The 13,013-nt window shown below is 69.1% G+C and carries 11 protein-coding genes; 3 read left to right on the forward strand and 8 right to left on the reverse strand.

Annotated elements, in window-relative coordinates; all coding sequences use genetic code 11:
* Positions 1–20: 20 nt before the first annotated feature.
* Complete coding sequence (locus JOF29_RS22790; protein ID WP_209696517.1) at positions 21–647, forward strand: TetR/AcrR family transcriptional regulator; 627 nt, start codon at positions 21–23, stop codon at positions 645–647.
* Here JOF29_RS22790 and JOF29_RS22795 read toward each other — a convergent pair.
* Positions 644–3,901 (reverse strand): ATP-binding protein, encoded by a 3,258-nt coding sequence (locus JOF29_RS22795; RefSeq protein ID WP_209696518.1) that lies wholly within the window; start codon positions 3,899–3,901, stop codon positions 644–646. The two genes, JOF29_RS22790 and JOF29_RS22795, sit on opposite strands and share 4 nt — an antisense overlap.
* A 72-nt stretch (positions 3,902–3,973) precedes the next feature.
* On the opposite strand from JOF29_RS22795, the gene JOF29_RS22800 reads away from it, so the two are divergent.
* Positions 3,974–5,323, forward strand: a complete 1,350-nt coding sequence (locus tag JOF29_RS22800; protein WP_209696519.1) for a serine hydrolase domain-containing protein — start codon at positions 3,974–3,976, stop codon at positions 5,321–5,323.
* On the opposite strand, the gene JOF29_RS22805 is transcribed toward JOF29_RS22800, so the two are convergent.
* The 5 genes from JOF29_RS22805 to JOF29_RS22825 form a co-directional block, all read right to left on the reverse strand.
* Positions 5,320–5,757, reverse strand: coding sequence for a VOC family protein (locus tag JOF29_RS22805; RefSeq protein ID WP_209696520.1), 438 nt, complete (start codon positions 5,755–5,757; stop codon positions 5,320–5,322). The two genes, JOF29_RS22800 and JOF29_RS22805, sit on opposite strands and share 4 nt — an antisense overlap.
* A 108-nt stretch (positions 5,758–5,865) precedes the next feature.
* A complete protein-coding gene (locus JOF29_RS22810; RefSeq protein ID WP_209696521.1) occupies positions 5,866–6,678 on the reverse strand; it encodes an ABC transporter permease in 813 nt (270 codons plus the stop codon).
* A complete protein-coding gene (locus JOF29_RS22815; RefSeq protein WP_209696522.1) occupies positions 6,675–7,655 on the reverse strand; it encodes an ATP-binding cassette domain-containing protein in 981 nt (326 codons plus the stop codon). The genes JOF29_RS22810 and JOF29_RS22815 overlap by 4 nt, the downstream gene beginning before the upstream one ends.
* A gap of 85 nt (positions 7,656–7,740) precedes the next feature.
* Positions 7,741–9,069, reverse strand: a complete 1,329-nt coding sequence (locus JOF29_RS22820) for an MFS transporter (RefSeq protein WP_209696523.1) — start codon at positions 9,067–9,069, stop codon at positions 7,741–7,743.
* Positions 9,066–9,797, reverse strand: coding sequence for a GntR family transcriptional regulator (locus tag JOF29_RS22825; RefSeq protein WP_307863612.1), 732 nt, complete (start codon positions 9,795–9,797; stop codon positions 9,066–9,068). The genes JOF29_RS22820 and JOF29_RS22825 overlap by 4 nt, the downstream gene beginning before the upstream one ends.
* Positions 9,798–10,050: 253 nt before the next feature.
* Here JOF29_RS22825 and JOF29_RS22830 point away from each other — a divergent pair, with 253 nt between their 5' ends.
* A complete protein-coding gene (locus JOF29_RS22830; RefSeq protein WP_209696524.1) occupies positions 10,051–11,442 on the forward strand; it encodes a S8 family peptidase in 1,392 nt (463 codons plus the stop codon).
* A 629-nt stretch (positions 11,443–12,071) separates the two neighbouring features.
* Here JOF29_RS22830 and JOF29_RS22835 read toward each other — a convergent pair.
* On the reverse strand, positions 12,072–12,521 hold the full coding sequence (locus JOF29_RS22835) for a GyrI-like domain-containing protein (RefSeq protein ID WP_209696525.1): 450 nt from the start codon (positions 12,519–12,521) through the stop codon (positions 12,072–12,074).
* 132 nt (positions 12,522–12,653) lie between these two features.
* Positions 12,654–12,974, reverse strand: a complete 321-nt coding sequence (locus JOF29_RS22840; RefSeq protein WP_209696526.1) for an EamA family transporter — start codon at positions 12,972–12,974, stop codon at positions 12,654–12,656.
* Positions 12,975–13,013 lie beyond the last annotated feature (39 nt).

A 13,013-nucleotide genomic window follows, 5' to 3' on the forward strand; every position in this document is an offset into this window, starting at 1 on the left:
GGGTAGCGACAAGAGGTGTGATGAGGGAACCCTCCGTACGCCGTTATTCCGGGCGGTCAGTCGAAGAGTGGAAGGCCGCGCGCCGGGAACGGCTGCTGGCTGCCGCGCTCGAGCTCTTCGGGACCGAAGGATATCCGGCGACATCCGTGGAACGCCTGTGCACACAGGCGAAAGTGTCCACCCGGCACTTCTACCACGAGTTCCAGAACAAGGAAGCCGTGCTGCTCGCGGTGCACGCGCAGGTGATCGAGTTGGCGGTCCGGAACACCGGGGACGCACTAACCCGGACCGCCGACCAGCCGGTGCGGGAGCGGATCACCGCGGCCGTCGACTCGTACCTGCGGACCATCATGGCGGACCTCCGGCGGGCCCGGATCTCGTTCGTCGAGGTGGTCGGCACCAGCCCGGCGGTCGAGGAGCAGCGGAACGCGTTCCGGGAGCTGCTGGTCGGCAAGGTCCGCGACCTCGGCGACACCGCGGTGGAACGCGGCGAGATCAGGCGCAAGGACTTCCGGTTCCTCGCGCTGGCGTTCCTCGGCGCGGTGAACGCGGTCGTCCACGACTGGATGCTCGCGGACCCGCGCCCGCCGGAGCAGAAGGTGCAGAAGTCCCTCCGCGACCTGGCCGTCCAGCTGATCACGGCCTAGTCCCGGGCTAGTCGAGGTACCGCTTGCGCAGTTCGGCGAGGGCCTCGTCGCGCGGGACGGCGGCGCCGGCGGCGTACGCGGCCTCGTAGGCCTCGTTGCCCAGGGCATCCCGCAGCTGGTCGACCAGCCGTTGTACGTCGGCGTCCGGGATCGTCCGGAGGCCCTTCATCGTGGCGGCGAGCCCGAACACCCGGGCCACGTCCGCGGGCTCGCTGGTCAGAAGGTCGGCGTGCAGCCCGATCTCGACGACCGCGGCCCGCGACCGGCATGTCCTCGGTGCCGAGCGCCAGCCCGATGGCTTCCCGGGCGCGCTGCTGGGCCTTCTCGACGTCGCCGGTGAACGCGTAGATCCGGCTCAGCTGGCTGAGCATCACCGCCTGCCCGTGCGGCGCCATCCGCTCGGCCTCGAGGTCGAGGGTCGCGTACGCACGTTCCGCGAGCGCACGCGCCTCCTCGATCCGCCCGAGCCGGAACTCCACCTTCGCCAGGCCCATGTACGCCATCGCCTCGCCACCGCGCGACCCCGTCTGCTCGGACAGCTGCAACGCCCGCTGCAGGTCGGCGCGGGCGCCCTCGTGGTCGCCCAGCTCGACCCGGCTCATCGCGCAACTGCCGAGCAACTGCCCGACGCCTTCGGTGGTACCGAGCTCCTCGATCAGCCGGAGCGCCTCGACCAGCGACTCCAGCGCGGCGGCGTGATCGCCGTTGCTCGCCTGGTACCCGGCGAGCCCGCGCAGCGCCATCGACGTACCGAAGCGGTCGCCGATCTCGCGGAAACCGTCCAGCGCGACCGTGAGGTCGGCCGCCATCTCGGTGACCTCGCCCTCGTTCTCGCGGAACATCGCACTGGCCATGACGCCCATGTTCCGGATCCACGGATCCGGGTGCCGGCCGGCGGCCTCCAGTTCCGCGAAGCAGGTCGCCTTGTCCCGTCGTACGGCGGCCCAGACCGCGTTGGTGAACAACCCGATCCCGGAGTCGACCAGGATCGGGTGCTTCCGGGTCATCCAGCGAACCGTGGCCAGCCCGCGGGCCGCCTGCCGGAACGCCTTGGCGGGGTCCAGCCCCGTCGACATCCGGCCGAGCGCGAGCAGGTACAGCGCCTCGGCCTTGTCCAGCGGCACAGTCCGGCCCGGTACGGCGAGTGCGGCCTGCATCCAGGTCACCGCCTCGGCCGGGCGGCCGCTCATCGTCCAGTACTCCCCGAGCACCGCGACCATCTGTACGGCGACCCGCGCGGAGCCGGTGTCGATCGCGGTCCGGAGCGCGTCGATCAGGTTCTCGTTGTCGGCGGTCAGCCGGGCGATCCACTCGATCTGCTCGCCGGTCCGCAGCTTCGGTCGCGCGGTGCGGAGCATCCGGCTGAAGTAGACCGTGTGCGCCCAGCGGAAGCGGTCGTACTCACCCGAGGCCTTCAGCTGCTCGGAGCCGTACGCACGGACCGTCTCCAGCATCCGGTAGCGCACGGACCGCTCGTCGGCGGCGGCTTCGACGAGCGACTTGTCGACAAGGGATGCGAGTACGCCGAGCACGGACTCCGCGGGGAGGTGCTGGTCGCTGCAGATCTGCTCGGCCGCGTCCAGCGTGGCGCCGCCGGAGAACAACGAGAGCCGCCGCGCGACCGCCTGCTCGTCCGGGTCCAGCAGGTCCCAGCTCCACTCGACGACCGCCCGTAGGGTCTGGTGGCGCGGCAGCGCAGTGCGGGAACCACTGGTCAGCAACCGGAACCTGTCCGCCAGCCGGTCGACGATCTGCGGCGGGTTGAGCGCCCGGAGTCGCGCGGCGGCCAGCTCGATCGCCAGTGGCATGCCGTCCAGGCGGCGGCAGATCTCCGCGACGGCTTCCCGGTTCGCCTCGGTCAGCTGGAAGTCAGGGCGTACGGCGCGGGCACGGTCGACGAACAGCTGCATCGACGGGTACTCGTCGGTGGCCGCGTCCTCCGGCGGCAGGTCCAGCGGACCGACCGGGTGCAGGTGCTCACCTGGGATGCTCAACGGCTCACGGCTCGTGGTCAGCACCCGTAGTCGCGGACACGACGCGAGCAGCGAGTCCACGAGTCCCGCGACCTCCTGCACCAGGTGCTCGCAGTTGTCGAACACGAGCAGGATGCGACGGTCGCCGATGACCTCTACGAGCCGCTGGGTCGCAGCGCGGCTGGTGGGGATGTGTTGCGGTGCAAAGCGTGCCTGCGTCACGTCGACGTACTCACTGGCGCCAAGGGTCGACAGTACGGTCGGTGCGACGTCGGCTGCGTCTCCCAGTGGCGCGAGCTCCACGAACCAGATGCCGTCGCCGGGCTGGTCCACGAGCGACCTGCCGGTCTCAGTGGCCAGCCGGGTCTTGCCGGCACCACCTGGGCCGACCATGGTGACCAGCCGGGTCCCGTTGCTCAGCAGGCGGGTCAGCTCGACCACGTCCTCGCGGCGACCGACAAAGCTCGTCAGTGGAGCCCGCAGGTTGTTGCGCGGTACGGACGGAGCAGGAGCCGGTGCTGCGGAGCTCCTGGCAGCCGGGTCCACCGAATCGCCCCGAAGCACTGACACGTGCAGGTCACGGAGCCGCGTGCCGGGATCAGCACCGAGCTCGTCAGCCAGGGTGGTGCGAATACGCTCGTACGCCGTCAGGGCCTCCGCCTGGCGGCCGTCGGCGTACAAGGCGCGGATGAGCAGCTCGTGGACGCGTTCGCGGAGCGGGTGCGTTACGGCGAGGTGCTCGAGGTCCGCGATCAGGTCGCGGGCGTGGCCGCAGCTGACGGCTGCCTCGGCCAGGTCCTCCGCGGCGGCCAGCCGCAGCTCGGAGAGCCGGTCCGCTTCGACCGCGGCGAACGGGAGGTCGCGCAGATCGGTCAGGGCGTCGCCACGCCACAGCTTGTCGGCCTGCGCGAGCAGCAGGTGTGCCTGCTCCGGGTCGGACGTGAGGACCGCGCGGCCACGCCGTACCAGCTCCTCGAACTGGAGGGTGTCCACGCAGTCCGGACCGATCGTCAGCGTGTAACCGGCCGGACCCGACTGGACCGAGATGCTCGACTCGGTGGCCGGCAGGCTCGCCCGCAGCCGCGAGACGAGCGACTGCAGCGCGTTCGCACTCGGGGCCTCACGGCCCCACAGCCCGTCGACCAGCGTCTCGACACTGACCGGCCGCCCCGCGCTCAGCGCCAGCCGCGCCAGCAACCCGCGCAGCCGAACACCGCGAATGTCGAGCGGAGTCCCGTCGGCCGCCCACATCGCGAGAGGACCGAGCACCGCTATGCGCACTCGACCAGCCTCGCACATCCCCCGACCAAACCCCCTGCCGTTTGTCACTTGGCTCCCTTAAGGTCAGAGGTTGTGACAGATATTTCCGCGCCGACGCAGGTCGCGCTCTCCCGAATCGTCGCCGAACGTCAGTCCAAGGGCCGGGTGCCCGGAGTCGTGGGTGCCGTGGCTCGCGCCGGTTCGCTGGCCTGGTCGCAGGGTGCCGGATCGGCCGACCTGGACAGTCCGGGCGTACCGCCGACCGCCGACTCGCAGTTCCTGATCGCGTCGCAGAGCAAGACGCTGACCGCGGTCACGATCATGGCGCTCCGCGACGAGGGCAAGCTCAGCCTCGACGACCCGATCGAGAAGCTGATCCCGGACAGCACGCACGACGGCATCACGGTCCGGCAGATGCTCAGCCACGCCAGCGGTATGCAACGCGAACCGGTCGGCGACGTGTGGGACCTGATGAAGTTCCCGTCCCGTGAGGAACTCGTCCCGGGCTGGAACGCCGCCGAACGGATCGGCAGACCGCACCACCGGTTCCACTACTCGAACCTGGTGTTCTCGCTGCTCGGCGAGATCGTCGCACGGCTCGACGGCCGGTCCTGGTACGACGCCGTGAAGGCGCGGATCCTGGACCCGCTGGAGATGCGCCGGACGACGGTCGGCATGGACGGCGGGCCGGCACAGACGGGGTACTACGTGCCGCCGTTCTCCGACGTACCGGTCCGCGAACCGCTGCTCGACCTCGGCGCGATGGACGCCTGCGGCGGGCTGGCCTCGACCGCCGAGGACCTGGCGAAGTGGGCGATGTTCGTCGCGAACCCGGTCGACGAGGTGCTGTCCAAGGACACCCTGGACGAGATGTGCCAGGTGCAGATCATGGCCGACGTGGACCGCTGGCAGCTCGCGTTCGGACTCGGGTTCATGCTGCTGCGCCGCGGCGACCGGTTGTTCGTCGGCCACGACGGCGGCATGCCCGGCCACATCACGTCGACGTTCGTCGACCGCTCCTCCGGTACGGCGGGCATCGCGCTGTTCGGCGCCACCTCGTCACCGGCCCCGAGCGCGCTGGCGACCGACCTGATCATCAAGGTCCTCGAGGACGACCCGCTGCCGCCGGAGGCCTGGGTCCCCGGCACCGCCGTACCCGACGAGCTGTCCGGCGTCCTCGGCACCTGGTTCACCGAGGGTTCTCCGTTCAACTTCTCGGTGAAGAACGGCGTACTCGAGGCGAAGTCCCCCGCAGCGGCCGAGTACCAGTCCCCCGCCGTCTTCGAACGCCTCTCCGAGGACACCTACCGCACCGTCTCCGGCCGCGAGACCGGCGAACTCCTCCGCATCACCCGCGACCCCGCCGGCCACCCCACAAAGTTGCACTGGGCAACCTACCTCTGCACCCGCCAACCCCTCTCCTTCGGCGAGCTCACCACCTAGACGACGCAGAAGTCGTTGCCCTCGGGGTCTTGTAGCCAGAGGTGGTCGAGGGTGTTGTCGGTGGAGACCTCTTGGACCAGGGTGGCGCCGGCGGCGAGGAGTTCGTCTCCGGTACGGCGGATGCGTTGTTCGCGGAGGTGTTGGGGCTCGGAGCGGCCGCCTGCTACCTGGAGGTCCAGGTGCAGGCGGTTCTTGACGGTGCGGGGCTCGGGGACCTTGAGGAACGAGATGGACGGGAGGGCGCCGTTCGGGTCGGAGATCGAGGCGCCGTCGTTCCACTCGTCCTCGGGGACGTTCAGATCGGTGAACCACGCCTCCCAGGTGTCCCAGCCGGCCGGCGGATCCGAGGCCGTGTAGCCGAGCGCCGTGCACCAGAAGCGTGCGACCAGCGCCGGGTCGGCGCAGTCGATGGTGAGCGTCCACTTCGTCGTCATACCGGTCAGTCTGTCGGTCGGGGCCGACAAAGTGGTCCTGCGTGCAGGCAGAACCCGCCGATCCGGCGCGGATTCGGCCGATTCGACGGGTTCTGCGTGCGTGCAGGTTCAGGTACGGCGGCGGTACGCGCGGATCGCGAGCGGGGCGAAGACGCCGACCAGGCCGACCATCCAGGCGAGCGTGATCAGCAGCGGCTTCTCGATCGGGCCGCCGAGCATCAGGCCGCGCATCGTGTCGACCAGGTACTTGACCGGGTTGACGTTCACGAACGCCTGCAGGAACCCGGGCAGCGTGCTGGTCTGCACGAACACGTTGCTGCCGAACGTCAGCGGGAACATCACCAGGAACGCCACACCCTGCACGCCCTGCGCGGTCTTCAGCGACAGCCCGAGCCAGACCCAGATCCAGCACATCGACAACGCGAACGCCAGTACGACGACCAGCGCGAGGACGCCGTACCCGACGCCGTTCCGGAACCGGAACCCGAGCGCGAACCCGGTCCCCATCAGGATCACGATCGAGAGCGAGTACCGGACCGCGTCGCCGAGCACCGCTCCGACCAGCGGCGCGATCCGGGCGATCGGCAGCGCCCGGAACCGGTCGAACACGCCCTTCGCGAAGTCGTCGTTCAGCGCCACGCCGGTGCCCATCGTGGAGAACACCACCGTCTGCACCAGCAGACCGGGCAGCAGGAACGGCAGGTAGTCGCGCCAGCCGCCGCCCTGCGCGATCGCGCCGCCGAACACGAACAGGAACAGCACCAGGAAGATGATGGGCTGGAACGTCACGTCTGCCAGGGCTTCCGGGTTCTGCCGGATCCGTACGACGTTCCGCCAGGCGAGCGTCAGGCTCTGCTGCACCCAGGCGAACGGGTTGGCCCGCCGGGCCAGGTGGGTCGGCTCGAGTGTCGCGGTGGTCATCGGCCCGCTCCTTCCAGGATCTTCGGCTCTTCGGTGGTGTGACCGGTCAGCGCCAGGAACACCTCGTCCAGGCTGGGCAGCCGCAGCGACAGCTCGGTCACCGCGATCCCGGCCTCGTCCAGCCGCCGTACGACGACCGGCATCGACGAGCCGTCCGTCACCGGCACGCTGACCAGCGTGTTCACCACGTCGACGGTCGGCCGGGTACCGACCGATTCGGCGACGATCGCGGCCACCCGCTCGATGTGCGAGGGCTCCGCCGGGCGGACGTCCAGCGATTGTTTGCCGGCCTGCGCCTTCAGCTCGGCCGGCCGGCCGTTCGCGACCACGGCGCCCTTGTCGAACACCACGATCGAGTCGGCGAGCGCGTCGGCCTCTTCGAGGTACTGCGTGGTCAGCAGTACGGTGGTCCCGTCGAGCACCAGGTTCCGTATTGTCTCCCAGACGCCGTTGCGGGCGTGCGGGTCGAGGCCAGTGGTGGGCTCGTCGAGGTACAGGATGCTCGGGCTGCCGACCAGGCTCGCGGCCAGGTCGAGCCGGCGGCGCATACCGCCGGAGTACGTCTTCGCGATCCGGTCGCCCGCGTCGGTCAGCTCGAACCGCTCCAGCAGTTCGTCCGCCGTGGTACGGGCCCGCGGCCGTGAGTACCCGAGCAGCCGGCCGATCATGATCAGGTTCCGGCGCCCGGACATGTCCTCGTCGACCGACGCGTACTGCCCGGTCAGGCCGATGATGCTGCGGACCTTCCCGGCTTCGCGGACGACGTCGTACCCGCCGACCGTGGCATGCCCGGCGTCCGGCCGGAGCAGCGTGCCGAGGATGCGGACCGCGGTCGTCTTACCGGCGCCGTTCGGGCCGAGGACCCCGAGAACCGTACCGGTCGGCACGCTCAGGTCGACGCCGGCAAGCGCGGTCGTACTGCCATATTTCTTGACCAGACCGACCGCCTCGATGGCGACCTGATTCGTTGTGGTCATCGGTTCCTCCCAGTTGCCTTACTGCACTGGGACTACCGTCTCGCTCACCCCTGGCACCGCCCTGGCTTTCCGCTGTCAGCCCGTGTCAGCGCGCTGTCTCAGCCTCCAGCGGCAGGACCCGGTTGGCCAGCAGTGCCTGGTATGCCTCCGGGTTGTAGCGGGCCAGGTTGCCACGGGCCTTCCGGCGGTACTTGAGGATCTGGCGGGTGCCGATCGCCCACAACACGTACTGGAACGCCAGCGCGACCTTGAAGTCGCCGATCGCCATCGGGGCACCGCCGGACGAGGCGTCCAGCAGTACGCCGACCATCCCGATGCAGAGCAGCGTCGCGATGAAGCCTCCGGTGTTGACCATCCCGTTCGCGGCGCCGAACCGAGTAGTCGGGTTGAACGTACGGGCGTAGTCCAGCCCGAGCATCGAGCCCGGTCCACCGGCCGCCTGTACGACGATCAGCGCCAGCAGTACCGGCATCGGTGCACGGCCCGGCCAGAGCAGTACGACGGTCCACATCACGACGGAGCCCGCGATTACCGCCAGCACGATCCACGAGCGGTAGAACGGGAACTTGGCGGCGTACCGTCCGACAACAGGCCCGTAGCAGAGGCCGGCGAGTACTGGGATGATCAGCATGGCCGCGGCAGTCGTTGGGGCGACCCCCTGTCCCTGTACGAGGAACGGGTAACCCCAGAGCAGTCCGAAGGTGCTCCCGGAGAAGCTCGTCGTGAAGTGCGTCCACAGGCCCAGACGTGTGCCCGGTTCGTTCCAGGCGCGGCGCAGGTTCTTCTTGACCTCGTCGAACGGCAGCTTGGCGCGGCGGAGCGGTTCGTCGTACGGAGTGTTCTTGACGAGCAGCAGTACGAGTACGCCGGTCGCGAGGCTCAGCACTGACGCAGCGGCGAACGTGGGCGTCCAGCCGAACGCGTGGAAGGCAGCAGCCATCGGAACGGTCGACATGATCGCACCGAGACCACCGAGCATTCCTGTCGCCTGTGACATCACGGGCTGGCGTAGCGCAGGGAACCAGGACATGACCACGCGCAGCACACTGATGAACACCAGTGCGTCGCCAACACCCAGCACTGCGCGGGCAGCGAGCGCAGCGGGGTACGAATTGACCATGCTGAACGCGGACTGCGCTACGAACAGCAGGCCGGACGCAGCGATCAAGAGGCGCTTGGAACCGTAACGGTCGAGCAGTACGCCGACGGGGACCTGCATGGCGGCGTACACCGTGAGCTGCACGACGGTGAAGCTGGCCAGCGCGGATGCGGAGATGTGGAAGCGTTCCGCGGCCTGCAGACCTGCCACGCTCATGGAGCCGCGGTGCAGCACGGTGACGAGGTACGTCAGGACAGCGGTGGCCCACACCGCCCAGGCACGCCGTCCGCCCAGAGGGTAGCGAAGTTCGTTCACCGAGTGCCCCGCAGATCCGTCGCGGCGGTCTCGATGTGGGCGATCACGAGCTCACGGAAGCGCTTCACACTGTTGCCGCCGAGGGCCTCGATCAGCTCCTGGTGCGCGGTGATCGACTTGTCCATCCGGGCCGGCTGGACCTCGATCCCGGGCACCCCCATCCGGACCTGGCGGTCCCGGAGGCTGTTGTAGAGCTTGGCCAGGATTTGGTTGCCTGCGGCATCGACGATCGCCTCGTGGAAGGCGCGGTCGGCCTCCAGGAAGCTCTTCGCGTCACCGGCTTTGCGGTGTGCGCGCATCTCGTCGACGCGGGCGATCAGCGCCTCGATCAGCTTCTTGCGGCGCGGCCAGACCTTGGCGGCGGCGTGCGTCTCGATCAGCTCGCGGGCCTCGAGCACGTCCTCGATCTCCTGCGGCAGCACCGGGAGGACGAGCGCACCCTTCTTCGGGTAGAGCTTGACCAGGCCGGACTCCTCGAGGCGAAGCAGGGCCTCGCGGACCGGCGTACGGGAGACACCGACCGCGGTTGCCAGCTCACCCTCGGTGAGCAGTTCGCCTCCCGGGTAGGCCCGGTCGAGGATCGCGGCCTTCACGTACGCGTACACACGCTCCGCCGCGGGGATCTTCTCCACCCCCGGCGCCGCCTCGACCACCACCCGCGCGATCTCCGCGGTCTCGTCACCCAATGTCAACGCGTCACGTGCCGCGTTCCCGCCTGCCACTGCCACCCCACCCATACGACTCGTATCTTTGTTGTATCTATCCTACACACGGAGACAATCCACTGTCGAAGCCGAGTATTCCCCAGGTTATCCACAGGCGTATCCACACGATGTGTGCAACTGAGCGTGATTTCGCGGCTGCATGCAGGGTTTCCCCTGCGTTGTGGATGAAGAACTCCGCTTCTCCGCGATCCGGCCTAGAGTCTCGGGTTATCGGTCCGGACCCGTCCGTCCGGCCCCTGCCCCTGAGGAGGGCCTCGTGTCCCGAACTCCCCGTCCCCGCCGGCTGGCGGCCGCCCTCTCCGCGGCCGCGCTGGCGTCCGTGTCACTCGGCGCCACCACCGGCGCCCACGCGGCCACGACCACCGGCCCGTTGATGAACTACGTGGTCAACACGAAGGCCACGCCCGGTCACGTCCGCAAGACCGAGGACGCGATCAAGGACGCCGGCGGAAAGGTCCTGGTCTCGTACCGGCAGCTCGGCGTGGTGATCGCGCAGTCCACCAACCCCGACTTCCGTACCGACATCCGCGCGACCCACAACGGCCGTGAGGTCGAGTCGGTCGGCGCCACCCGCACCGCCGCGGTCAGCGAAGGTGGCATGAACGCGGTCGACGAGAGCACTGCGACCCCGGTTGCCGACCCGCGCGAGGGCGAGCAGTGGGACATGCAGCAGATCAAGGCGGACCAGGCGCACGCGGTCACCGACGGTTCCCGCAGCGTGCTGGTCGGCATCAACGACAGCGGCGTCGACGACAACCACCCGGACCTCGCCCCGAACTTCGACGCGGCGGACTCGGTCAGCTGCATCAACAACGGCGTACCGGATCGGACTGTCGGCGCCTGGCGGCCGACGACCAGCTCGCACGGTACGCACGTCGCCGGCACCGTCGCGGCCGCGCGGAACGGCATCGGCATCGTCGGCGTCGCGCCCGGCGTCCGGATCGCGTCCGTCAAGGTCGTGAACGACAGCGGCTTCATCTACCCGGAGTACTCGATCTGCGGGATCGTCTGGGCCGCCGAACACCACATGGCCGTCACCAACCACAGCTACTTCATCGACCCGTTCGAGTTCTGGTGCAAGGACAACGGCGACCAGGGCGCGGTCCAGGAAGCGGTACGGCGCGCGTACGCCTGGGCCACCGGCCAGGGCACCCTCTCCGTCGCGGCGGCGGGTAACTCGAACTACGACCTCGCCAACAAGACCACCGACAACGGCAGCCCGAACGACTCGACCGCGACCCCGCGGACGATCAACAACAACTGCCTCGACATGCCGACCGAACTCCCCGGCGTGATCACCGTCGCCAGCACCACGCGGACCGGCTCGCGGAGCAGCTTCTCGAACTTCGGCCTCAACAAGATCGACGTAGCCGCCCCCGGCAGCTCGATCCTCTCCACCCTGCCCGGCGGCGGCTACGGCCTGATGAGCGGCACCTCGATGGCCTCCCCCCACGTCACCGGCATCGCCGCCCTCATCAAGTCCACCCACCCGTCCTGGGGCCCGCGCGCCATCGAACGAGCCCTCCAACAAGAGGCCGACGACGCGGCTTGCCCCACCACCCCCGACGCCCGCTGCACCGGCACCACCGCCAACAACTCCTTCTATGGCGAAGGCATCGCCGACGCCCTGGACGCCGTAACCCACTAAGCCGAGTGGGGGTCCACCGCCCGGGACCCCCACTCACCCCAAAGAACTGACAGCCAGGCGTACTGGAATCAGGAAGAGCTGACAGGCTGTGTACTACGTCAGCCCACAGCGGTTCCTTCGCACGGCTCCTCCGTCGCCGAGCTACACGCCGCCCCACCCACCGTCCGGCTGCCGCCGGTCCACCACGCGCTGGTCGGAGTCGATCCGCTTCGAGAGCCGCCGTACGACGTCCTCGACCCGAGCGGGCCTATCTGCTTCCGGTTACCGCCGGGGGAGCATCCGACGATCGCCGCGACTTGCCGGCCACCGGCGGCGAGCTGCGGGCTACCGGCTGCGGTCTACGGGCTACCGGCTGCGGGCTATCGCTCGCATGCGACTACTAGGCCATCGCCGCAGCCCGGGTGAGTCGTCGGTGGCATTCGCGGTTCGGGGACTGGCCGCGGTACGCGACTGCCGGGTGCGCTCAGGTGGCCTGGGATTCCCGGGAGCGCAGGCCTTGGCGGCGGCGCTAGACGGCTGGGTCTACTGCAGGTGGGGATAGAGGGTGAGTCGGGCGCCTGTGGCGGCGCTGATGACGGCTCGGTTTCCGAGGGGGTCGGCCAGCGTGACGGTTGTTGGTGTGCCGGCATTCAGCTGCTTTGATCGCTTCCGGTGACGAGCCAGTAGACCTCGGTCCACTGCTGGTTCGGGTCGTCGTTGTGCGGTCCGTACACCTCCCAGCGCGTGCGGGTCGGTTCGTTCCCATGGGCGGAGCACCAAGCCACAACGGCGTCGTGAGCTGCCCCGACGCCCGCAAAAGGCCCGTGATGGACCGTGACCGCGGCGGTTCCCTCGGGCAGGTGAGAGGTGACCACCCGGCCGGTGAGGGGGCATGGCTGCTCGAGCACGACGCCGACCTCCACGTTCGGTACGTCGTCGCGGTAGAGCATGACGTTGCGGCAACCGCTGGTGATCCCGCCCGCTCGGAGGCAGTCCCAGACCTCACCGAGCAGCCGCCCCCAGAGTGCGGGGAACTCCCGCCACGTAGTGCCGGCGACCACGACCGCAGTCGGACGGGCCTGAACCTGCCGAATGGTCACGTCATACTCCACCGCGGCATCATCTCCCACGAGTGCATTGACGACCACCCCCTGCGAAGTCGGCGATCGATGAGTCGATGGGCGTTGGTTCGCGGTTGCCGAGTTGATCGGGTACTGCGGATCCCGCACTTTCTAACCGGTGGTGATCAGGACGATGCCGGCGACCACCACGGCTGCGGCGGTGGCTCGTTTGGGGCCGAAGCGTTCGTGGAAGACGAGGGCGCCGATGACGGCGCCGAAGATGATGCTGGTCTCGCGGAGCGCGGCGATGGCGGCGGGGGTGCCGCGGGTCTGGGCCCAGAAGCCCTGCAGCATGAAGACCCAGCCTCTGTACGTGCCTTTCGGCAGTTTCCACGAGGTTGTTTCAAGGGGGCGGGCGTTCCAGCCGAGGGTGGCGGCGGACGCGGTGGTGATGGCGCGGACGTGCAGGTCGGCGACACCTACCGCACCCAAGCGGTTGAGGTCAACGCGTCTTTCCGGAACATCTCCGTC

This window comes from Kribbella aluminosa, assembly GCF_017876295.1.
Classification (GTDB): Bacteria; Actinomycetota; Actinomycetes; order Propionibacteriales; family Kribbellaceae; genus Kribbella; species Kribbella aluminosa.